At 30.0% G+C, this 22,510-nt stretch carries 34 protein-coding genes and 1 pseudogene; 1 reads left to right on the forward strand and 34 read right to left on the reverse strand.

The annotated features are described in order from the left end of the window. From ACFYH6_RS11590 to ACFYH6_RS11605, 4 genes and pseudogenes are all read right to left on the reverse strand, one after another. Window positions 1-1,221, reverse strand: a complete 1,221-nt coding sequence (locus ACFYH6_RS11590; protein WP_416178651.1) for an SPFH domain-containing protein — start codon at window positions 1,219-1,221, stop codon at window positions 1-3. A 238-nt stretch (window positions 1,222-1,459) separates the two neighbouring features. Beyond that, a pseudogene (locus ACFYH6_RS11595) lies at window positions 1,460-1,543 on the reverse strand (GGGtGRT protein); the annotation flags it as partial. A 331-nt stretch (window positions 1,544-1,874) separates the two neighbouring features. Further along, entirely contained in the window at window positions 1,875-2,075 is a 201-nt protein-coding gene (locus tag ACFYH6_RS11600; RefSeq protein ID WP_416178652.1) for a DUF6290 family protein, read from the reverse strand. Window positions 2,076-2,165: 90 nt separating this feature from the next. Next, on the reverse strand, window positions 2,166-2,336 hold the full coding sequence (locus ACFYH6_RS11605) for a hypothetical protein (RefSeq protein ID WP_316343320.1): 171 nt from the start codon (window positions 2,334-2,336) through the stop codon (window positions 2,166-2,168). 231 nt (window positions 2,337-2,567) lie between these two features. Here ACFYH6_RS11605 and ACFYH6_RS11610 point away from each other — a divergent pair, with 231 nt between their 5' ends. Next, window positions 2,568-2,789, forward strand: a complete 222-nt coding sequence (locus ACFYH6_RS11610) for a helix-turn-helix domain-containing protein (RefSeq protein ID WP_369076185.1) — start codon at window positions 2,568-2,570, stop codon at window positions 2,787-2,789. A 94-nt stretch (window positions 2,790-2,883) separates the two neighbouring features. On the opposite strand, the gene ACFYH6_RS11615 is transcribed toward ACFYH6_RS11610, so the two are convergent. The 30 genes from ACFYH6_RS11615 to ACFYH6_RS11760 all read right to left on the reverse strand — a co-directional run bounded on the left by ACFYH6_RS11615 (window position 2,884) and on the right by ACFYH6_RS11760 (window position 22,402). Further along, on the reverse strand, window positions 2,884-3,096 hold the full coding sequence (locus ACFYH6_RS11615; RefSeq protein ID WP_316343318.1) for a LexA family protein: 213 nt from the start codon (window positions 3,094-3,096) through the stop codon (window positions 2,884-2,886). Between the two features lie 20 nt (window positions 3,097-3,116). Continuing rightward, complete coding sequence (locus ACFYH6_RS11620) at window positions 3,117-3,374, reverse strand: hypothetical protein (protein ID WP_416178653.1); 258 nt, start codon at window positions 3,372-3,374, stop codon at window positions 3,117-3,119. A gap of 570 nt (window positions 3,375-3,944) precedes the next feature. Further along, window positions 3,945-4,565: a geobacillin-26 family protein gene (locus ACFYH6_RS11625; RefSeq protein ID WP_416178654.1), complete on the reverse strand. Its 621-nt coding sequence runs from the start codon at window positions 4,563-4,565 to the stop codon at window positions 3,945-3,947. Window positions 4,566-4,724: 159 nt separating this feature from the next. After that, window positions 4,725-5,549 carry an N-acetylmuramoyl-L-alanine amidase gene (locus ACFYH6_RS11630; RefSeq protein ID WP_316343315.1) on the reverse strand — a complete coding sequence of 275 codons (825 nt, stop codon included), beginning with the start codon at window positions 5,547-5,549 and terminating at the stop codon, window positions 4,725-4,727. Window positions 5,550-5,589: 40 nt separating this feature from the next. Further along, complete coding sequence (locus ACFYH6_RS11635) at window positions 5,590-5,883, reverse strand: phage holin family protein (RefSeq protein WP_316343314.1); 294 nt, start codon at window positions 5,881-5,883, stop codon at window positions 5,590-5,592. 2 nt (window positions 5,884-5,885) lie between these two features. Continuing rightward, a complete protein-coding gene (locus tag ACFYH6_RS11640) occupies window positions 5,886-6,125 on the reverse strand; it encodes an iduronate sulfatase (protein WP_316343313.1) in 240 nt (79 codons plus the stop codon). A 120-nt stretch (window positions 6,126-6,245) separates the two neighbouring features. Next, entirely contained in the window at window positions 6,246-6,494 is a 249-nt protein-coding gene (locus ACFYH6_RS11645; protein ID WP_316343312.1) for a hypothetical protein, read from the reverse strand. A 13-nt stretch (window positions 6,495-6,507) separates the two neighbouring features. Beyond that, complete coding sequence (locus ACFYH6_RS11650; protein WP_416178655.1) at window positions 6,508-9,387, reverse strand: hypothetical protein; 2,880 nt, start codon at window positions 9,385-9,387, stop codon at window positions 6,508-6,510. Between the two features lie 75 nt (window positions 9,388-9,462). Continuing rightward, window positions 9,463-9,708, reverse strand: a complete 246-nt coding sequence (locus ACFYH6_RS11655; RefSeq protein ID WP_416178656.1) for a hypothetical protein — start codon at window positions 9,706-9,708, stop codon at window positions 9,463-9,465. Between the two features lie 184 nt (window positions 9,709-9,892). Continuing rightward, a complete protein-coding gene (locus ACFYH6_RS11660; RefSeq protein WP_316343310.1) occupies window positions 9,893-10,267 on the reverse strand; it encodes a hypothetical protein in 375 nt (124 codons plus the stop codon). A 9-nt stretch (window positions 10,268-10,276) separates the two neighbouring features. Further along, window positions 10,277-10,519, reverse strand: coding sequence for a hypothetical protein (locus tag ACFYH6_RS11665; protein ID WP_316343309.1), 243 nt, complete (start codon window positions 10,517-10,519; stop codon window positions 10,277-10,279). Continuing rightward, the gene (locus tag ACFYH6_RS11670; RefSeq protein WP_316343308.1) at window positions 10,519-10,641 is read right to left on the reverse strand and encodes a hypothetical protein; all 123 of its coding nucleotides are present in this window, start codon (window positions 10,639-10,641) and stop codon (window positions 10,519-10,521) included. The genes ACFYH6_RS11665 and ACFYH6_RS11670 overlap by 1 nt, the downstream gene beginning before the upstream one ends. 53 nt (window positions 10,642-10,694) lie before the next feature. After that, window positions 10,695-10,979 carry a hypothetical protein gene (locus ACFYH6_RS11675; protein WP_316343307.1) on the reverse strand — a complete coding sequence of 95 codons (285 nt, stop codon included), beginning with the start codon at window positions 10,977-10,979 and terminating at the stop codon, window positions 10,695-10,697. Window positions 10,980-11,062: 83 nt separating this feature from the next. Next, entirely contained in the window at window positions 11,063-11,407 is a 345-nt protein-coding gene (locus ACFYH6_RS11680) for a DUF6711 family protein (RefSeq protein ID WP_316343306.1), read from the reverse strand. Window positions 11,408-11,420: 13 nt separating this feature from the next. Then, window positions 11,421-13,241, reverse strand: coding sequence for a phage tail protein (locus ACFYH6_RS11685; RefSeq protein ID WP_416178657.1), 1,821 nt, complete (start codon window positions 13,239-13,241; stop codon window positions 11,421-11,423). Between the two features lie 12 nt (window positions 13,242-13,253). Continuing rightward, window positions 13,254-13,877: a hypothetical protein gene (locus ACFYH6_RS11690; RefSeq protein WP_416178658.1), complete on the reverse strand. Its 624-nt coding sequence runs from the start codon at window positions 13,875-13,877 to the stop codon at window positions 13,254-13,256. Window positions 13,878-13,880: 3 nt separating this feature from the next. Further along, window positions 13,881-14,126 carry a hypothetical protein gene (locus ACFYH6_RS11695; RefSeq protein WP_416246459.1) on the reverse strand — a complete coding sequence of 82 codons (246 nt, stop codon included), beginning with the start codon at window positions 14,124-14,126 and terminating at the stop codon, window positions 13,881-13,883. A gap of 137 nt (window positions 14,127-14,263) precedes the next feature. Next, window positions 14,264-14,638, reverse strand: coding sequence for a DUF6096 family protein (locus tag ACFYH6_RS11700; RefSeq protein ID WP_316343303.1), 375 nt, complete (start codon window positions 14,636-14,638; stop codon window positions 14,264-14,266). A 52-nt stretch (window positions 14,639-14,690) separates the two neighbouring features. Next, window positions 14,691-15,179 carry a TM2 domain-containing protein gene (locus ACFYH6_RS11705; RefSeq protein ID WP_416178660.1) on the reverse strand — a complete coding sequence of 163 codons (489 nt, stop codon included), beginning with the start codon at window positions 15,177-15,179 and terminating at the stop codon, window positions 14,691-14,693. A 65-nt stretch (window positions 15,180-15,244) separates the two neighbouring features. Continuing rightward, complete coding sequence (locus tag ACFYH6_RS11710; RefSeq protein ID WP_316343301.1) at window positions 15,245-15,670, reverse strand: phage tail tube protein; 426 nt, start codon at window positions 15,668-15,670, stop codon at window positions 15,245-15,247. Window positions 15,671-15,685: 15 nt separating this feature from the next. Continuing rightward, window positions 15,686-16,042 (reverse strand): hypothetical protein, encoded by a 357-nt coding sequence (locus tag ACFYH6_RS11715; RefSeq protein WP_316343300.1) that lies wholly within the window; start codon window positions 16,040-16,042, stop codon window positions 15,686-15,688. Continuing rightward, window positions 16,039-16,512 (reverse strand): HK97-gp10 family putative phage morphogenesis protein, encoded by a 474-nt coding sequence (locus ACFYH6_RS11720; protein ID WP_316343299.1) that lies wholly within the window; start codon window positions 16,510-16,512, stop codon window positions 16,039-16,041. Before ACFYH6_RS11720 ends, ACFYH6_RS11715 begins: the two co-directional genes overlap by 4 nt. A gap of 2 nt (window positions 16,513-16,514) precedes the next feature. After that, window positions 16,515-16,829: a hypothetical protein gene (locus tag ACFYH6_RS11725; protein ID WP_316343298.1), complete on the reverse strand. Its 315-nt coding sequence runs from the start codon at window positions 16,827-16,829 to the stop codon at window positions 16,515-16,517. Continuing rightward, window positions 16,813-17,142 (reverse strand): phage head-tail connector protein, encoded by a 330-nt coding sequence (locus ACFYH6_RS11730; protein ID WP_316343297.1) that lies wholly within the window; start codon window positions 17,140-17,142, stop codon window positions 16,813-16,815. Before ACFYH6_RS11730 ends, ACFYH6_RS11725 begins: the two co-directional genes overlap by 17 nt. A 27-nt stretch (window positions 17,143-17,169) precedes the next feature. Continuing rightward, entirely contained in the window at window positions 17,170-17,334 is a 165-nt protein-coding gene (locus ACFYH6_RS11735) for a Rho termination factor N-terminal domain-containing protein (protein ID WP_316343296.1), read from the reverse strand. Window positions 17,335-17,344: 10 nt separating this feature from the next. Next, window positions 17,345-18,220, reverse strand: coding sequence for a hypothetical protein (locus ACFYH6_RS11740; protein WP_316343295.1), 876 nt, complete (start codon window positions 18,218-18,220; stop codon window positions 17,345-17,347). A gap of 23 nt (window positions 18,221-18,243) precedes the next feature. Next, window positions 18,244-18,891, reverse strand: a complete 648-nt coding sequence (locus ACFYH6_RS11745) for a DUF4355 domain-containing protein (RefSeq protein ID WP_316343294.1) — start codon at window positions 18,889-18,891, stop codon at window positions 18,244-18,246. Window positions 18,892-19,007: 116 nt separating this feature from the next. Beyond that, window positions 19,008-19,229 (reverse strand): hypothetical protein, encoded by a 222-nt coding sequence (locus ACFYH6_RS11750; RefSeq protein WP_316343293.1) that lies wholly within the window; start codon window positions 19,227-19,229, stop codon window positions 19,008-19,010. Window positions 19,230-19,233: 4 nt separating this feature from the next. Continuing rightward, window positions 19,234-21,021: a minor capsid protein gene (locus ACFYH6_RS11755; protein WP_416178661.1), complete on the reverse strand. Its 1,788-nt coding sequence runs from the start codon at window positions 21,019-21,021 to the stop codon at window positions 19,234-19,236. Next, window positions 21,011-22,402 (reverse strand): phage portal protein, encoded by a 1,392-nt coding sequence (locus ACFYH6_RS11760; RefSeq protein WP_416178662.1) that lies wholly within the window; start codon window positions 22,400-22,402, stop codon window positions 21,011-21,013. Before ACFYH6_RS11760 ends, ACFYH6_RS11755 begins: the two co-directional genes overlap by 11 nt. Window positions 22,403-22,510 lie beyond the last annotated feature (108 nt).

Below are 22,510 nucleotides of genomic sequence, written 5' to 3' on the forward strand. Positions count from 1 at the left end.
TTATAACCCCAATATTTTTGCCTTTAAAATATCATATTCTTCTTGTGAAATTGCTCCAGCATCAAGAAGTTTTTTCATTTGTAATAATTTAGCTACTGGATCCTCCTGTACTGGTGCTGATTGTTGAGTTTGTTGAACTTGTTGCTCAATTGCTGGTTCAGTTGGTTGTTGTCCAAAGGAAGGTTGATAACTTGATTGAGTTACTTCTTGTTTCATTCCTCCCATAATTCCATTAGCTGCATTCATACCCATACCCATAAATGCCATATTAGCTCCACCACCATTTTGCATGCCACGAGCTGCTGCTTGTTGCATAAATGAATTCCCACGAGTTCCAGATAATGCATCTGCTTTCTTAACATCACTCATTAATGCTTTAGTATCTTCATCATATTCTATAGCAAGTATTGCAGTTTTAACTATTTCAAGTCCACGTTCTCTTTTCCATTGATATGCATCTTCTACAGCCTGAGACATAGCCTTAGCAAAGCCTATTTGGTCCCCTTGTATTTTTGAAATACGATTTCCCATCCTTGGATCATTTGTATAATTTGAAAAGGCAGCAGATAAAGTACCAACAACTTCATTAAAAAGCTGTTCCCCTGCATCATTATCCATATCATTAAAATCAAATACTGGCGCTGAAGCTTGTAAATATTTTGCTGGTACAAAGTTCTTTACAAAGAGTAAAGGATCAATAATCTTTAAAGTATAAGTGCCTCTAACTAAAGCTCCTACTTGTGTTCCAAAATATGCATCATCCCAATAAATTTCTGCTTGAGTCCCAAATTTATTATTAGGTATCTCCTTTAAGTTAATATAAAAGGCTAATTGTTGAGAGTTTGCTTGTCCTCCAAATTTCACTTTTTCCCAGCTTGATTTAATCAAAGAGGACATTATTCCATCTCCCTGAAAAATCGTCTGTGAATTTGAATCATTTGATGTGAAAATAAATCCTCCTGGCTCAGCAATTATTCCAGTTATTGCACCATCTTGCAAAGTAATAAGAGCAGTTCCTTCTGGTACTACAATTTTGCTACCATTACTAATGATATTATCATTTCCTTTTGTATTTGCTCCACGTCCGTTATTTTTTCCTCTTGGGACAGCTTGAAATAAACCAGCTGTTGAAGGCACATCAGTTCTCGGCATATAATAATCTTTCCATTGATCAGCAAGTGTGCCACCAATTGCACCTGTAAATGCTTTAATAAATCCCATTTTCCCACCTCTTTTTTAATATTTTTGAATAGTTGCTTTTAAAATAATATGATTTATAAAAATATATTATTAACCCTCTATTCTTTTTATTAATATAGTATAGTTATATATTCTGAAAAAAATTATATTTTTCTTCCAAAATATTCAAAGTAAATTTAATGGTTTTATTTGTAATATAAAAAGAGTCTTATATGAAAACATAATAATTTCATATAAGACTCTATATTTTTAAACTTTTCTATTTCATTGCTTCTTCTACAGCAACTGCAACAGCAACTGTAGCACCTACCATTGGATTGTTACCCATATAAATAATATTTAAGTTTAGTTACACATACAATCACCTATAAAATTGTAATATGGCTATTTTATTAGCTTTACCCATATTATAAAAAATTTAATTCAATCTCTTTCCATAGCTTGTCCTATAATTAAATTTAGTTAGCGTTGACAAATCGTTGACAAAACATAAATAAATATAAAAATTTGATGAAAATTAAATTATATCTAGTAGAATACTATATAAAAGGGTAGATTATTTCTACCCTTAATATTATAATAATAATTAGCTAGTATCTAAATTTTTTAATGTGTTTTAGAGGACCATCAATTTAATTTTTATACTGGCTATTTTTATATCTATATACATATATTCACCTTCCTTGTTTAATAAAGCTATCTATTTCTTTCATAGCGAGAGTTCTAAAGAAATCACTTGTTGTAATTCTCTTAAGATCACAATACTTTTTAATTAAAATCTTTTCTTTTTTATTGACTCTAAATTCTATTCTATCATCTAAAATAATTTCTTTCTTTCCAAATATAGAATTAAGCAACTCTATTATCTTATTCACTCTACTCTCCCCCACTTCTTTTCAACGCAAATTTTAATACTTTTAAAAGGCTTGTCCGTACACGTTAGGACTGTACGGACTAATAAACTGCTACTTCTGCATACCATTGTCGCCTTTTATATCTGGTAATGGAATTAAACCTAGTAGCATATCTTTAACTGCTACAGATGGAACTGAATAATCTTGTAACTTAGCATAAAGTTTTAATTCCCTTTCCTTAGTCTTAGAAAACTCTACAATTATTCTTAATCTTTCAGCCATAATGCACCTCCTAAATATTGCTTAGTAATACATTGTATGCCTTAGGAGTACATTATAGAACTTGTATGTTTAAATTTTATAGAATTGGATATTAATCTATTTGAGGTGATTATTATAATAGAAGATTTTATTAAATTAGAAATAAATATTCCATGTAATGAACTTAAAGACTTTATTATAGATATATCTTCAAGCTTAAATAATTTGTGTAATACTAATAAATCCAAATCAATGTCTACAAATAATAATAAACCTGTTGAGTTATTAACAATAGCTGAGGTCGCAAAACTCTTGAAAGTAAATGTTAATTATGTGTATTTATTAATTAAAGCAGGTCATTTAGAAGCATTAAAATTAGGTTCACTAAAGATAACTTCTACTGAATTAGAAAGGTTTATCAATTATGCCAATGGTAAAGACTTTACTGATTTAAATAATATAACAGAACTTTAAAGTTTTTCATATTAAAAAAGAGCAAGATATTTGTTTACATCTTGCTCTTATAAGACTTGTTAAACCCAATTTGTTAACTTAATGACATTAGTGATCACGCTAACTCTTTTACTACTCTCATGCTCCTTGGGGAGTTCTTTATCATTTGAATATATCCCTTATTCTGCAATACTTTAATATGCCTATGTACAGTCGCAGAAGATTTTAAGCCAGCAATATCACATATCTCTCTTACTGTAGGAGAAATTCTTTCCTTATTAATATATTCATTGATCATATTCAATATTTCATGTTGTCTTTCTGTCATAATTCCCATCCCTTTTTCATTTAAATTTTAAATAATATCCATTTATAACTTTTACTATCATACTTTAATTCAAATATTCTCTCTACTCCATTTATATTACTACTACAAGTAAATTTCTCCATTATACATCCTGCTAATCGTTCTTGCTCTGCTTTTAATATCCTATCTACTTTAATAACTTTATCCTCATCTTCTTCTAATTTAAATCTTATCGGATTAATAGAACCATCCTTATTAAACCATGCTATCATCTGTATTGGTTTAGCAACAACTTTCAAGAATATCACTCCCCTGGTAATTCTTAATAAAATTATAGCGAACAAACGTTCTTTTGTAAAGCCGATACTATATTTATAATGATTTTATTAACCTATGTATATGTGTTATAATATTAATAAAAATATTTGTATTTTATGAGGTGATCTATTTATGTTTTTTAAAATAGTGTCTGATTTAATCCTTCCACTTTTTGGGCTCTTAATAATAATAATTTCTAACTTTATTCCATACAGTTTTATTTCTCCTAATGAGAAAAAATATATTGTAACAAACAAAACTTATTATTACAAGTGCTTTAGAATTGCTTTGAAAACCTTAGGCTTCTTATTTATATTATCTGGATTTTTGTTGATTCTTGATAATCAATTGTATATTTTAATTATAATATTATCTACTCCACTAACTATAATTATACTAAATAATAAGCTAAAAAAACTGTGTAAAAAAATAATATAAAAAAGAAATCTACTGTTAGTAGATTTCTTTTTTATATTATGCAAGCTTATAGTTCAAATTGGCATCTTTAACTGCAAAATACCAGTTAAGCGCCGCAGGAGTACATGCTACTGCTACACCAGCCGCTCTAACAATGCTATTACTGCTGAAGTTCCTAAAGTTGGACCACTTGCTGCAAATAATGCTGTTATAGTTGCAATAGTTCCTCCTCCAGCTATACTAAGAATAGTAACTTGAGCACTAAGAATATCTCTTACTGCACTTGCAAAACCTAATAAGTATTCCTTATTATTACTATTTTCATATGTTACATCTCCCCCAGTTGGAACTTTTAATACCCATTGCCCACCAGCATAACGCCAAAATCCATACTCTCCATTAAAATCTGTTTCTGAATCTAATAAAGCTGCTCTTGGCATCGCATAAGGTTCTTGAGTAGAAACCTCTATATTATTATTTATATTTGTACTTAATAATACTATCCCATTCTCAATTACTGTCATTTCCCCTGTTTCTTTATTGAATTCTGCTGTAACTGTTGAATCACCCTCTTTAACAGTTACAACTCTATTTGTAGAATTATCTACAGATTCTTCTACGTAATAAGTAGAGTTATCGTACTCTACTGCATTACTTGATTGTTTTGTCTCAGCTAAAGCTGATATTTGCAATAATGATGTTGTCATTATCCCACAAAGTGTTCCTGTGATTATTTTTTTTAGATTTTTTTTCATTTTATCTCCTCCATTTTTTTCTATTTTTGGGTTGTATTATATATATTCCATATTAAATGTATTTTTCCTTTATTTTTTTAAATAAATTAAATTTTTTATTAAATTATTAGTAAAAAGGCTAGTAAGTAAGATTTCTCCTGCCTACTAGCCTTTAAATTATTACTTACCTATAAATTTTAAAACTTCTTTTACTGTTTCATATCTATTAGGTCCAGCTATATATTTAGTAGTATATCCACTAAATCCAACTGGAGTAGCATTTCCACCTACTGCAATTATATTTTCTGCCACGCCTTTATAATTAAATGGCAATGTTGCATCTATACAAGGACATTGTAAGTAATCTGCTAGGTACTCTGCTGCTCTTTTATCTACTTGATTACAATAACAAACTAAATTTTTCATATCGTATTTTCTCTCCTTTATTTCATTATTTGAATTATTTATTTTAACATTACTAATAGCCTCCGCTATAACTTGTCCTATTTTATCTGCTCCCAACTTTTTATATAAAGCTACATCTTCAGTTGCTTCTACAAAGCATATTTCTACTATTATTGAAGCCATCTTAGTAGCTCTTAGCTCATATAACTCTTTACTTTCTTTTACTCCCCTGTTTTTAAATCCTAATTCTGAAAGAGTATTAACTACTCTAGTTCCAACTTCTTCATCTAGCTTAATATTATCTGTCTTAGAGTAAATCCATACTTCTGTACCTAAGGCTCCATTATAAGAATTAAAAGCTTTATTAAAGTGATCTGAAACAAATAAATCTGCTCCCCACTCATTAGCCTTATTAACTCCATATGCTAAATCAGTATTAGCATCACAAGGTCCAGGAGTGACATCTAAAACTTCATTTCCTAAAAGTTTTAAATATTTAATAAGGCTATCCTTTACTTTTCTATCTTCCGTAGTTTCATCTATTAAAGCACTTGCTCCAGTAGCTTGAAAGTTATGTCCTCCCCTTACTGCTATTTTCATATAACATCATTCCTTTCTTTCTAAAATAAAAGAAGCAAGATTACTCCTGCTCCTTAACTCTACTTATTTGTTTAGCTGTTTGATTTATTCCTACAGCAACTCCCCAGCATAAAATACCTTGAAGTATTGCATTTATAGCAGCTTCATAAATTAATTTATATTGTCCATTTATTAGATTTAATAGTACTGCAAAAGTTATAGCAAATAGCATTAATATTATTGTAATGTAGTTGTCTTTTACCTTATCTAATCTCTTTAGGAATATTCCCATTACATAAATTGCAGCTACCAATATTAATAAATTCTCTGGTATAAAAGTTAATAAATTTTCCATGTTTACATCTCTCCTTTTTCTTTTAAAACCTTATCTAATTTAACATCCATATGATCCACTTTTTTAACTAAGTTTTCTGTTAAAATTCTATTACTTGTACTTAATTCCTCATTTGTTTTAGTAACTCTATCTAATGTCATTTCAACCCTTGGCCATATCTTTTTATACATAAACCAAATAAGTAAAATACATAAAGCTACTGGAAAAACAAACGTATTAAATAAATTAGTTATTTCATTCATCTTACACCTTCTTTAATATAAAAAGAGCCTATGTATAAGCCCTTCCATTTATTTTCGTATTATTTTTTTATAAGCTAGTTCTCAATAATTACCTTTTCAAATTTAAACAATCCTCAATTCTTAAAAAATATTTATAGGCTTATTTTGATACTCCTCTTTTAACACTATTTGTTGTTTCTCTAAGTCAACCCTATATTTACTAGCACCACTTAGTACATTTATATCATACTCTATAACCGCTTTTATGCAGTAGCTCATTACATCTAAATGCCTTTCATAAAAAGCATTTTCAAAGCTTATTTCATCTTCAAATATACCTTCTATATTCCCAGTATTTTTTGAAAAGAAAACTGTCATTTTTTTATCCATGTTATTATCCTCCCTATGCAGTAACTACCCAAGTAACATTAATGTTGTTAAAGTAGCCACCTGAATTATTAGAACCAAATACTTTTATGACAAACCATGCCTCAGCTATATTGTAACTATCAATCAAAGCTGTTATTATAGATACACCTGCTGAACCTACCTCATACCCAGCTATAGCACATTGCGGTTCAAAATACTTATTTTTAAAATAAGATGGTAATTGTATTTTTACCTTTGTCCAATTTCCATTTCCATATGATGAAACATTAAATACCCCTACTTTAGTCAAACAATGATAACCATAACCAGTTGTACCACTATACCAATAAAATCCATCTTTACCCATTTTAGTCCGAGTACCATCCGAATGAGTGTATTGTATTCCTTCACCATCTATCGTAGTATTTCCACTATATATTTCGTTAGAATTTGGGGTCCATGCTAATTTTTCACTACCTTGTGTTACTGCCACAGCTGTAATATGACAAGATCCGGTAGGTGCTGAATCGTTACTTCCTATAAATAAAACAAAACTTGAAGCTGTAGGTGTAAAACTAAACGATAACCACTGCCATCCTGTTCCACTTGTGTATGCACCATTCCATTGATTGCTCTCCATCATACATATAGTGCCTGAACCAACATATATATAACAACTAACAGTGTATCTTCTTCCTATCATTAGTCCTTCTATTTGTTGAGATACTTGTTGTCCACTAGCCGTTGTTGTTAAAGCTAGTACATTTTCACCATATCCATTTGCTCTATATTTACCTACTGCAAAAGTAGAAGGACTTCCTACTTTATCCCAAAAAGCTGTTCCATTTTGAAAATTACCATTCTTCACAAAATTATATCCACCACTATAACTAAAATTTAATTTTAATTCGTTTGTTGTAAGTTCCATAATTGATTTTGTTGCATAAGTATTAACTGCATCTCCTTTACTTAAAAACGTATTGCTTACAGTCACCTTATATCCATTTAAATCCTGCTCTACTGACGTAACTCTACTTGTTAAACTGCTTATATTACTATTTGTACTGTTTAAAGCTGTTTGGTTAGCCTTAGCACTTAAATCACTTGTATAAGCTGTAGAACTTCTAACTGTAGATACTATAGCACTATCTGTTATTTTAGTTTCTGCTGTAGCTATACGAGTTTCTAAACTAGATATATTACCATTTACTGTAGCTAATTCCGTTTTAGTGCTATAAGTACTTGCTACAGTTGTTTTAAACCCTTCTAAATTTTGCTCTAGTGTAGCCTGTTTAGTTTCTACTATAGTCACTTTTCCTTCTACTGCAACAGCTTTAGTATCATCCGTGTACTTACTTGCTTTTTCCCAATCTGAAGCAACATATGCTCCACTTTCTCTAGAAACTTTACATTTCATAATTTCCCCAGATGGTCCACCTGTCCAAATATCCCCTATTTTATATGGAGTAATTGGAGTTGCTGTAAATACTTTTGCTTTACTATCTGCTAAAGTATTAGCACTATTAGCTGTATTCTGTGCATTAGTTATAGATGTTGTATGACTTGCTACTGTAGTATTAATTCCATCTACTGTAGCTTTAATAATTGTATAATTATCTTTTAATGTAGTTATATCACCTTTTATTATAGAACTTTCAGTTATTATTCCACTTATCTGTCCTTGTGCTACTGTAATTGATGTTGTATTAGCTTCTACTCTATCATCAAATCCATCTACATTACTCTTAAGACTATTGAAACTAACTTCTAAGCTTTGTCCTGTTAAGTCTATGGCTACTTTACTAGCTTTAATCAACTGTATATTAGTATCTTTATTTAATCCAGTAACTAAACTAGAATAGTTTATCTGTTGCTCTCCTATAGCTCCATCTGCTACCATATTAGATTTAATTAATTTATCAGCTATAGCTTTTTCTTTTATTCCATATCCATCTATTAATGTAGTAGTTCCATCTGCTGCTCTAAGAATAAAATTAAAATCTCCTGCTATATCTTGCCCTAATTGTAACCTAACTCTATTTGACTTATCCTTAAATTGCATAGTAGGTCCTACTATAGAAAGAGCACCATCTGCAGAAGCTAAATTAATATTATTAGTATTAATAGTTCCTGCTTTTAGTTTATTTAAACTAACATTCTCTATCATAGCATCTTTTATTAGTGCATTAGCTATTACTACATTACCTGTTGTAAGATTAAGAAATTGTCCATTTTCTCCAGTAACAAATTTAGCTAGTAATGTTTGTAAATCCATTATTGTACCAGAAGCTGTATCAAACTTAATATTATTAGCAGTTAAATCTCCTATATAAGCTACATCTATTAAAGCTCTATTAATGAGTGCAAGTTCCATTACAACTCTTTCTACTTTCTTCGCTGTGCTTCCACTACTAGAGAATTCATTTTTATTTTTATTCTCTCCTTTTGCTCCTATTTCAGATGTTAATCCACCTGTATAAGTAAACTTTTGATATAATATAGGATGTTTTCTTACTACTCCTTTTTTATCTGTAATAGTTACTATATCACCTACATCTATGCTAGGATCACCTTGCCATTTCATAGAATACCCCAAATACTCAAATCCATTTAATTTAGTATAAACATCTGTAAGGATAGTTGAAGTTATCCAAGAATTCTCAAATTCTAGCTCCATTGTATCAGCTCCTATAGAACCTTTACTTAGAATCTCTTCTCCAGCTTGGCAAGATATTTTTCCTATCTTATATTTTGTTTCCTCCCTTTTATAATCAAAATAATTAGATGTTCCTATTGAGTAATTAACATCTGCAGGAGTGACTATAGTAAACTTACCATCCCTTGTTATAACCGCATTTCCTCCACATAAACTTGCTACATAACTTAATATCTCTCTACAAGTAAAGCCTTCCAATTTCTTAACTGTGTAAGATGGAAGGCTTCCTGTAAATTGTACTCCTGTTATTCTTGTTAATTCACTTACTACTTGTTAAGTATCACCTAGACTAGTTGTAAAATTTCTTTCAAATTTAATCATGTTATCATATGCAGTTATTTTTATTGTATAGTCAGTTTTTTCTATATCATCTATGTTATATATACCAATAGGAATATACTCTACTATAGAGCCTATTTTTAATCCTATTTCTACTTTGATAGTACTAGTGCCATAAACTATATCTCCTTTATTAAGTAACGTTAAATCAAGAGTTTGGCTAGTTGTAGCACCTATCATAAATCCATCAGAAGGTTGTATATTTCCATCAATAATAATGTCTACTATATCCTCATTTTTATAAACTTTATCTAATATTGTTACTCTGCATTCAAAGGCTCTGGAATCTTCTTTAATTGCTGTTTTATACGCTGTACTTGTAGTATAAATTTTATATCCCTCCTTTCTTATATTTTAGAAGGATCTATTTAAACATATAATCAATAACCATTAACTCACCAGGAGTAATATTTATATCAGCATTAATGTTTTCTAAATCTATAACATGGATATCTACTTCTGTTTCTATTTCTAGAATTTCTTTTAAATCTTTATTAAAACTATCTATATCTAATATATTAATAGTCCCATCTTCTTTAGTTTTTAAATTTCCTTCCTTATCCTTCTCTCCATATTTTTCTATTAACTTTTGTCTTTCTTTGTTATAAACAGTTAACTCACTATCTATCTTAGTTATATTTTTAGAAAAAGCATAACTAAGCTTAATAGGTAACTCCATATTCGTTAATTTGCTCAGAACTCCTATACTATTAACTAGCTTTTCATTTTTTATTATCATAATAAATCCCTACCCTTCTAAAGTTTTAGCTAACATTCCATCTTCTATTTTATAAACCTCTTGTTCAAACTCTGCTATGTCTGCTCTAACTTGCGCTTTATTAGCATTATAAATTTCTTGATTAGTTATCGTTTTATTTACATTAGCTCCATTTCCTCCATCAGTAGCAACTGTAGCTGACATATATGCTACTTGAATTCCATCTATTACGCTTGTACCACTTAAAGTTATACTTTTATTTGTATTTAACATTATTTCTCCTCCCTATTTTTATATTTTAAAACAGCAATTTCATCTTCTAAAATAGTCATTTTAAGTTTAATATTTTCTATTTCTTTTCTATTGTTTATAATATTTTTTAAAACTTTAAACATGCTTCAATTCTCCTTGTATAAAATAAAAAGAGCCTTAAGGCTCTTTTAAACTTTTAATTAAAATATACTAACATATATATATTTTTTTCATCTCCTGGCTTATCTTTAAATTTGATTTTATATCCAACATCCTCAAGCTTTTGTTTTATAAAGTCCTTTTCTGTTTTTAAAACTTCAAAAGCTGTTTCATATTTTCCTGACTTAGCTACTGCAATTATAGTATCACTTATTTCATCAAGTTTTTTCTCTGCATAATCAGATAAATCCTTCCAATAATTGTCGGCAATATTCTTTGTTTCTTCTTTAGTAGGTTTAAACATATCATTTTTATCCATCATTGAACACCTCCTTCTAATTAAAATATTTCTATATTAGAAGAAAATATCCTTTAATGTTGTAACAACATATTTAAATTAAAAGATTACTTCTCTATAAAATTCATTTTAAGTCCTTGCCATTTAACCTCACCATTTACATATTGATATGCTGGAGCAGTTCTATCTCCTACATACATTGTTTTAGTTATTACTCCACTCATTGGATCTGGAAAAGTAACAGTAAAAAAAACACTACTTACAGAACTAAGTAATGTTTGTATTTCAACTTGAGTTAAAGGACCCCATTCTAAATTAATTTTTCTTTTAACTGCTATTCTATCTCTTATAAGTTCTCCATTAGCATTTCTATTAGATTCTCCATCTAAATCACTAACTGCTACTTCAAAAACTTTAGGAGTAGCAATAGCCACTCCATTTATACTTAGCATATCACCACTCCTTCTATGTTGGTATTAATGTTATATTACCTTGTCTTTGCATTCTCTTTAGTTGCTTAAGTGCTACTTTACCTATTACACTACCATCTATTTGTAATATTAAATCTCCATCACCAAAGCTATCATTGGAGTTCCTTGGACCCATTTCTGTTAATAATAAACTTGCAAGTTCTCTTAATCCACCTTTATTATTCTCTAAAGGTACTACTGCTTCTTTACCAGCTTCACCCACCATTGCAAGAGTTGGACTATCTATAATACCACCTTTAGCTAAGTAAGGGACTCTAGGAATACTTATTCCAAATGTTTTTCCTCCAAAACCAGGAACCCATGAAGGTATATCTACAGATATTCTATTTAATCCACTTATAGCTTGATTTATTAACCATATTATACCATTTAATGGTGCTTTAATTACAGCTCCTAATCCATCCATAATACCACCAAATATATTTACTACACCTTTCCACGCTCTAGACCAATTTCCAGTAAATACACCTGTAACAAAGTCGATAATACCAACAAATATTCTTTTTACTGCATCTAACACATCTTTTACAGTTATACCAAAATCCTTAATTGCTCCGCACATAAACTTAACAATAAAATCAACTAATGGTTTTAATGCATTGTTCCATAGCCACATCAATATACCAAATACAACTTCTATAGCTGGTTTCCATGCTTCCCAAACATCAATAATACCTTGCAACGCTATAGCTAATATATCAATTAAGAAATCAACTAATGGTTTTAATACATTCTCCCAAATTGATTTTATAACCCTGAATACTGCCATAACTACATCAACTAATACAGTTCCTAGAAAAGCAGCAATAGGCATTATCACTGTCATAAACATATCTGCTAAGAAACTAAATAAAGGTTTTAGTACTTCGTCCCATAATCTTTTTATCAATGACCATATATCATTTAAAATATCTTTAATTATATTTCTAAATTCTTCACTTGTGTTCCACAAATAAACTATAGCTCCTATAACAGCTGCTATAACTCCTACTACAATTAATGCAGGTCCAGAAATTCCAAAGAAAGCATAACTAATAACATTTAAATTGCAAGATTTAATTGCCATCCATAAGAAGTTAAATAGTCCTGTTATACCCTTTATCTGTGATATAACACCTGCTATTACCCCTGTTATTGCTCCCCAATTTCCAGCCACAAATAATCCTATTATTCCTGCTATTAATCCACTTAAAACGCCTAAAATTATAGCCTTGTTTTCTTTAAAGAAATCAGCTATACCTTTAAATATACTTCTTATTTTTTCAGCTGCTTTTGATATTCCACTAGTATCTGGTTCCTCACTTAATCCTAAATCTATAGATGGAATATCAACTGCTCCACCACCTATTCCACTTGAACCAGGAAGTCCTGCTCCACTAGAGCCGCTATTACTGATTGAATTAATTTCATCAAATCCACCTAATAGTCTATTCATTTCTTTAGCAGTTTTCTTAGCAGTATCTCCAGTATCACCTAAAGCATCATTATAGGCATTTTGAGCACTTGCTCCGTTAATAGCAGCACTAGTTGCAGATTGCATAGTATTAACTGCTGTACTATTACCTTTCTTACCAAATAAGACTTGCATAAATGTTGCAATATATGCTGTTACTTCTCTTAATTTAAGTGCTAGTCCAGTTAATATAGGCAAAACTATATTAAGTATAGGTAAGAAAGCATTTCCTATGTTTAAAGCAACATCTTTTAATACTGCTACTAATTGTTGCAAAGCACCATTTGTATTATTAAATACTTCTCCACCAAATTTATTTTGTGTTTGCTCTAATATAGCCATTAACCTTATTTGTTATTGAGTTTGAAAAGATAATTGATCCCATGACTTACCATTAGCAAATCTTTTAAAGGCTTCTGTACTCTGTAACATAGCTACATTAACATTTACACCTAAATCCTCAATAGCTTCTGTATTTCCAAGTAAACCAGATCTAATACGTTCCATTACATCTTCCATGGTTCTACCTGTACCACTAGCAATTATTGAAGATGCTTTTAATAAATCTGTAGTATATTGTAGTGTTTCCTTAGTTCCACTACTAAAAGTACTTACTAGATTGGAAAATATAGCTCCATAACTCATAGCATCACTTTGTGACATATTAAATGCTAGAGCATTGTTTTGAGCCCATTTTAAGAACTGATTCGTACTCTCCCCCATTGTACGAGTTATCTGTTGAATGGCTGCTTCAACCTTCATAGCTTGTCTTGTACTATCTACAAAGAATTTACCAATTCCTACTGCTGCTACGAACTTGCCTAAGCTTTTAAATATATTCTTAACTTTATTAACTTCACTATTAAAATTGGTAGTCATTTTTTTAACTTCATTTTGAACTTTTGCAACTTCATCTCTAAAGCCTTTAGTTTGTGCTTCAATAAGAACTTGCAGCTTTTCCAAAGTCATACCATCCATAAACTACTCTTCCTTTCTTTTTAATCTCTCATTATGCCTAAAAGCAAATTCCTCCATATTAGCCTTATATAAAGCCATATCATTATTAATTTCTTCTTCATCAGGTTCAAAAAGAGTAGGAAAAAATTTATTTAATGGTGTTAATGCAGCTTCCTTATTAAATAAACTAGCTACATATTCCCCTATCTGCCTTGCTAGTACAGTATTAAGAGATATTTCAGCTTTAAGCTTTTCTTCTAACTCTTTCATTTCATTTTTCTTTCTTCGGTTGTAACTATCCATTAAATCATATATTTCTAATAATGAACTATCCCAAAATAAAGATGGAATATATCCCATATCAAGAAATTGAGGGTATAAATTCTCAATATGTTCCGTATAACTTTCTAGCCTTGGAGCATCTCCTCTGCTTTCTCTTGCTTCTCCTCCATCATTTCCGATTGTGCTTCCGTAAAAAAACCACTCACCTTGTAAATATCCATTATTACCTTAGTGAAAAATTCTAATTGACTTCCACCATCTTCTACATATTTATCAAATAAATCCTGTACATCTTTAAATTTAATGTTTGCATTATAATCTTTAATAGCATAATGAGTTATTGTAAGCATTATCTTTAATGCAGGCATATTTCCATTACCTAATACATTCATTAAGCTAGTACCTAACTTTTCTTCTAAATCACACAGAGTTGAAGTCTTAAGCTTTAACTTGTACTCTTCCTCTCCTACATTCCATATTGCAAATTGCTTTCTTGCCATTCTTTTTCCTCCTTAAAATTAGCATAATAAAAGCACCTACATAAGTAAGTGCTTATTTTGTTCCTGGTTTAAACTGTTTCCCACAATTTAAACAAGTTATAATTATTTTATTTTTTCCTATCATTCCTGTTGCTACTCCAGCAATAGGTACTAACAACACTCCACCAGCTACTGCTTTTCCTAAGCTAAAGCCTTTTTTATTTGCAGATAGCTGAGAACTTCCACATTTAGGGCAGCGTACTACATCATCATTAATTGGAGCCATCTTCTGTTTTATTTCATCTATCTTAGCTTGATTTTCAATCCTTTTCGTAAATTGATTTTCTTTTTCTCCTTTGGTATATTCTCCATTATAATGTTCTATATACCTTGTATCTGTAACTATTTTTATTATGTCATATATCCACCATATTCCAAAACCACCAATTGTTATAGTAAATAGTACCGCTCTTTTGTAATTTCCTAAATACCAATTATGTAATCCTAGAAAAAATCCGAATATACATAGAAGTAATGCAGTTATTCTATTCTTATCATTCATCTTTCACACCCCCATATATTGTTAATCTCATTATACTACAATATATGGGAATTTATAGATTAAATTTATGCTCCCGCCGTTGGATCTACTGAAACTATTTCACTCTGTAGTGCCATCTTAAGAGTGAACTCAATCACTCCATTTACTCCTCCACCACCAAGTTTTACACTAGGTTGTGCATCCCATGTAAATGTTGTTCCATCTGGTAATGTTTCTTGGAAACTTAATGTCTTTCCAGCTTCTTGTGCTTTTCTTAATACTCTATATGGACTAGTAGCACTTGAATTCTCATATTTAAACTTAAACTCTAAATCTCCTGCATCACCTATCCCATTTTCATACTGTTTTACTTTATCAGATAAACAAGTATTTTCAACTTTTTCTGGTTCTATACCAATCTCTGGAACTTCCTTTAATCCAGTTAGATCAGTATATGTTGTACCAGAAGCCCCTTTTTCTTTATATCCTAGCTTAATTCCATTAGCTAACACTTTTCATTCCTCCTTTTAAGAGTTATAAACACTCATATTATTTACATCAATAATGCCTTCATATCTCATCACCTTATGCTTTAATTGACTAGGTTCTGGTGTATCTAGGCATTGTATTCTTATTAATCCTAAAGAAGAAAGTACTTCATCAACCTTTAATACAGTTTCAGAAGTACTTCTATCATTCCATATATCAATTTTGTACCTTATATAAGCTAATTGCTCTTTATCATCTGTTTTAGTATGTGTTTTATTATCTTCTTCTACATACTGTATTACAGGGAATGTTGCCCAATCAGAAGGATAAGAATCATTAACATTTATTGATACTTTCTTTAATTCTTTTAATATTATAGGTTTAATATTTATCACTTCTTAGCTACCTCCCTAATTGCTTTTCTAACATCTGCTTTTATATTTTCTATAATTCTTTCTTCATTGTTTTTTAAAGCTGGATAAAGATAAGGTTGTGCAGATTGTCCTTCAATCCATCTTGGTCCTACATCTGGTATATTAACTAACCACTTATCCTGCTTATAACTAACATTTACACTAGTATTTTTATTAGTTCTTTCTCCAACTTTACCTGTTCCAAATTCAACATATGCTGCATGATCACTATTAGTAGATACTACTCCAACTATTCTCCCATTATACTTCTTTACGTTCCCCTTAATACTATTTCTTAAGTCCCCCATATCAACTGGACATAAGTCTTTTGCATCTCCTTGCACAAGCTTAGTTTGTTCTCCTATACTTTGTGTAAGTACTTCATCAATATTTCCACCTAATTTATTTAACTTTTTAAGAAGGCTATCTAAACCTACAACACTCTTGCCCATTTTTATATCTTCTCTAATTCAATAAATAGATGTGAATATCTTTTGATACTTATAACCTTATAATCTGGTTTGATCTCTTTAGAAATATAAACACATATTCCATCACCTTCATTTATATATTCTGGACCATCATATAACATATTAAGCATATAATTTAATCTTTCTCCATAAACTTCTGCTTGTAGCTTACCAGATGCAGGACTTATATTAGCTTGTATTTCTATAGGCTCTGAATATCCTGGATATTTACCACCTTCATCATCTTCTATTACTATTTTCTTTTTAAGATAATAAGTCTTTTTATTCTTTATTCGCATTAGCAACACCTACTAACTTAAGCCTTCTAAAAGCTATTAACCTATTTTTTATATTCTCTGGTATATCTGTAGAATAAGATACAGATATTCCTCCTTCGCTTCTAGAAGTTTCTCCTTCACTTCCTAGCCTATTCCTATAGATAATAGCTAGTTCTCTTTGCAAAGCTTCTGCTCTTACTGGAAGTGTATCTCTATTAGTAAAATCTAGTATTTCAGATTCAGCATCTTCTAGAAACATATTAAGTAAATCATCTTGACTAGTATCTTCCTTATTAATTTCTAATCTTATTTTCAGCCTTTCTAACTGTGTCATAATAACACCTCATTAATTAGATGAAGATTACTCTTCCCCTTGATTATCTTCTATTAATGATATTAAATCTTCTTTATTAATCTTCGAATCATATTCTAAGCCTAACTCTGTGGCGATTGCTTTTAATTGATCCTTATTAAGCAATTTTAGTTCTTTATTATCTTCAAAAACTAATCCTACTGTTTTTGCCATGATACCCCTCCTATGCTTTATGGTGAAGATAAATACCAGCTACCTTATTTTCATATACATCTTCTAATCCATAGTTTCTATAACCATATTTCCATGCATCTGCATCTTGGTTAAGTTCTGGTGTAATTATTTTAGGTACTGCATGCTTTGTATATTGAATTACAGCAGGTTTATGTGCAATTATAAAGTTAATATCTTTTCCAGCTGTTGCTTTAACATATCCTCCTGCTTCTTCTCCTTCTGTTTTTCCATCTTTCAAGTCAATGGCAGTATAAAATCTACTTTGTGGGACTTGAATAACTTGACTAAACCTTGCTAAAACTTCTTTTGATTTAGTTGTATCTAAATCTTGTACAGCACCATATAAAGTAGGAGTTATGAAAAGAATTCTGTCCTCCATTGGAACTTCATCTTCATCCATTTTATTTGTTGCTGCTCTTAAAGCTGTAATTACAGCTGCTCCATCTGCAAGTGTTGCTCCTGCTGCTACCTTAGATATTCCAGTAATCCCTGCTAATGTTGCAAATCTGAAAGCATCTATTTCTGGTACTACTTTAGTTCTAATAAATTCTCCAGCTAATCTTCCAAATGCAATGTTTTGAGATTCCTCATTATCCATTGCATCTACTTGAAACATTCTACCTCTTTCATAGTTAAACTTAACTGTTTCATTTGTTAAAGTAACTGATCCTGTTGTATAACCACTATTTCTGTCGTAGTCTCCTAATCCATCCATATCTAGTTTAGGTATAATAATTTCATTTGCATTTGCTCCTTGTTGTGCTAAAGAAGCATCGCTTTCTAATACTGCAGTTTTTGCTGTTTCCTTGTAAACTTCATCTAGTAAAGCTACATATTTCTTAGCTAATGCTATTGTATTTGCCATTGTTCATTCCTTCTTTCTTTTAATTATTTAAGCCCAAATGCTGCTCTTAAAGCTGCATCATTGTCAATTTTTCCTTGTCCACCCTTAGGAGGATTTCCACCTCTTAACTTATCATTTACAGCTTTCTCTACAGCTGATTGAAAAGCCTTCTCTACTGATTCAATACTTTTATTGCATGATTCAGCATCTGAATAGTTAAGTATATCTACTAACTCCTTAGGTAGATTTTTTTCTGCTAGAGTTTCATAAGCTGTCGCTCTTAATTCTCTAGTGGTTATGTCTTTTTCTCTCTTAGTTAGTTCATCTAACTTCTTTTGTGCTTCATACTCTGCTTTTTGGTCAGCATTCATTTTTGCTAACTTTTGAGCTTCTGTCTTAGCTTCTTCTATTTTAGCTTGATAATCTGTTTCCCATTTTCCTTTAGCAGTTTCTAAAGCTTTAGCTACTCTTTTATCAAATTCAGATTGATACTTTTTATCTTTTAATACATCATCAAAAGATTTTTCTCCACCTTCCTGCCCTTGAGTTCCTTCTCCCGTACCTTCACCATTGCCATTTTCTGCCCCAGTTCCAGTAGCACCACTTCCAGCTCCTCCATCTGCTTCAAAAAAAGGTCTAGATATCCCAACTAAACCAAATAGTTGTAGATTCATTATTAAATTTCTTTTCATTTCTTCCTCCTTGCCCCTTAATGTTCAATGCCCATTAGATTCAATAAAATTAGAGCAGTTTTAAGCCTTACTCAGGGCATAATAAAAGCACCTACTATTTAACTTAGTAAGTGCTCCTACAAATTCTTTATTATCTTATTTGCTTGTTCTTCTGTAATACTATCAACTTTAAATAATTCTGAACTATTTCCAATTGACTCACCATCATAACCCATAATCCTATCCATAAGAATATTCTTATTATCTACTACCCAACCGTTATTCTTATCATAAATATAAGGTACATAGTTTTCTATTTTAGCAACTTTATTTAGATCTGATATGAAATAATAATCCATATTCTCACCTCACTTTATTAATATTATCTGGATACTTTAATTTACTTGAAAGTTCAGCCATCCTTTTTGATAACTCTATGGCTTCTTTTGAAGTTTTATTCTCTATAACTCTCCACTTTTCATATAAACTATGCAGTTCTCCATTCTTAAGCTCAAAGCTTTCTGGAGTATGATATTGAATTTCAAACTTTTGTCCGCTTGGTGCTACATAGTTACAGTTAACTCCTTTATAAGGATTACTCTTTACTAACCATGTATTTTTTAATTTTATTTGATTATATCCCTTCTCATTTAAAGCATTGTTAATTTCAAAATACTTATTTGTTAAGTCTTTATAAGAAGATTGATATGTATATCTAATTATATCATTCGTATCTTCAATCACATTCTTTATAATATCTGGCTCTAAACTATTCTTACTATCGGTATTTACTTTTCTTAGATAAGATTCTTTTGACTTCAATCTAAAATCTAATCCAACTAATTCTGATCCGCTATTATTTGATATTTCCTTTAAATCTAATGTTATATTAGGCTCATTTTTTATAACCTTATTATAATAATTAATCTTTCTATATTGTGCTTTTAAATTATTCCATTCATTAATCTTATTATACTTTATATCTTTGAAGTCTTTCAATGCCTTTGGCGATTCTTTTCCTAAAACTTCCTTATAATTATTAAATTGCTTTCTATCTGAAGATTTATTCTTAATCATCTTCTCAACTACTTCTGCATTATCTTTGCTATACTTATCAACTACAAACTTATCATACCATTCTTGATAACTCATATCCCCAGGTACTAGATAAGTCTTACCTGTCTCTGGATCCCTTGCCCTTCTATTAATATCTTTTAATGTTCCTTTTCCTAAATAAGCTCTTGTTGTACTTCTACAATGAGGATGTAAAGGTGGAAGATTAATGCCCGCTTGTGCTTTATCTACCCTATAAATTTTTCTATCTTGCTCTCTACAAGCACTTGATGTTCTTAAATCTAATGTTGCCACAAAAATATATTTATCGACTCCACATTCTTTATAAGATTCTATTTCAGCTTCATTAGATATATAAGTAGTTTCAGTTCTAATTAGTCTTTCAGATGCAAACTTACCATAGTTAGTTAATTCCTCTAATTCCATGGCCATCCTTCTAGAACTTTTACCACTCATTAAAGCACTTGTTATTACTTCTTCTAACTTCTCTGCTAATATGTCCGTATTCTTCCATACACGCTTACTATAATGTTTTCCACTCCAATTATTCTTAAGTATCTCTTGTACACTTCCTAAAGGCATTTCTGCTACATTAAACCCTATTCCTAAGCCTTTTTGAATATCAAATATATTAGAGTAATAGGCTTTATTTATGTTATCTGTATATAGCTTTGTACTTTGTTTTATTTCAACATCTGCTGCTAACTTAGTATTTATATATACACTTTCTTTCATAGCTTCTAGTCTTGTTATTCTAGATTTATAAGCTTCTGAATTAAGTTGAGCCATCATATATTTTTTTAATTCTTCATCTTGTATTCCATATATCTTTGCTCTTATATCGTCTAATTCTTTTTTAGATATTTTAGAATTTAATAATTGTTTAAATTCCTTCTCACTTAGTTGACTATCTAACTTATATTTGTAGAATATATTGTTTATATCTTCATTTATATCTTTAATAGCTTTATCATATGCAGCATTAATTTTATTTATAGTAGTATCACTATTTCTATGATACTCTGCCATTCTCTCATTGGCTCTATTATTCCAATAAACATTACTTCTATTCTTCATCTACCTCACCATCTTCTTTGGTGATATTTTTAAAATCATATGATCCAAAGGCTTTTTGTTGGTCCTCTATATTCTTTTTCTTTTCTTCATCTAGCCTTTTTCTTTCTTCTTCAATATCTATTTCTTCATCAAATCTCTTAACTCTAGTTTCCCAACTAATAAACCCATCTGTTTCTTGGGCTATTCTTGCAGCAAGTTCATCGTCTACTGGAAGTGATCTCTTCATAGTAATATCTATGTCACTAGAATTTATATTTTTTGCTCTTATATTTTCTATATTTGACATAAGCTTTAGCCTTTGCCTTAAACCTTGTTTAAAGTATCTCTCTTTAGTTTTTCCTAATTGCTCAAAGCCTAATAGCTTGTACTTCATAGCTACTCCAGAAGCATTGCCTACAAAGTTTTCATCTGTTAAACATGGAACTTTACTAAATTCATGTATATCATCTTTAAGGGATTTCTTTAGAACTTCTATTTCAGTTTCATTAAGATTCTTTACTAACCACTTAGCATCTCCACCTTGCTCTAACTCTATAATTTTTAATTCCTTTAATAATTTAGCTGTTTTAACAACTTCTTCTTCATTATCTCCAAGTGAAGCACCTATAACAGCTAGTAATGCATCTACTACCTGCTCCTTATCATTAATTCTATCTGATTGAAGTAAATTATAAGCATCAATTAAAGTTATTACTCCTTCAAAATCTCCTTTAAGTTTCTTATTATTTTTATATTCTATTAATGGTATTCCATTAAAGAAATGTTCTTCTGGTTCATCAATAGCTGGTAATTCATTATTTAAGTCTTTAAAGAAATAATGAGTTGTATTTTTATCTGTATAAACATTAATATCATATCCTTTTAAAGTATTATCAATATCGTACTTAGGATAATAAGTAACTCCAAATATAGCCTTATGTTTTACAGTACTATCTACAACTAAAAAAGAAGTTAAAGGGCTTACTACTGCTAGCTCTGGATAAGGTACTTCTTCATTATTCATATATAACAATTCATATCCTACACCAAATATAGATAAATCTAATGCTAATTCATTGTTATGCGAATCTTCATCAATATTTATAAATATATCATTTAATTCATCTGATCCATTACCACCATAACTTACTGGAGTACCAAATACATATCCTGTTGCCATATCTGTGATATATTCAGCATGATTAGCAACTATCTTATTGTTAGGTAAAGAACTTGTTGATAAAGTTCTATTTAATATTTTATGTTCTCCATCATAATATTTATTAAGATTATCATATCTATTACTAACAATACTTTGATGTTCAGCAATACACTTAACTAATAGTTTAATAGGAATACTACCATCTTCATTTAGTAAATCCCTATCTTTTATTATTGACATTTCATCACCTCTTTTTATATCATTTCGTAACTACATATACGAAATAGTAATTTTTATAATTAATGTTTAGTTCTAATAAACACATTTTATTATTTTCATATCTTACAA

This window comes from Clostridium sp. HCS.1 (assembly GCF_047900555.1).
Taxonomy (GTDB): domain Bacteria; phylum Bacillota; class Clostridia; order Clostridiales; family Clostridiaceae; genus Clostridium.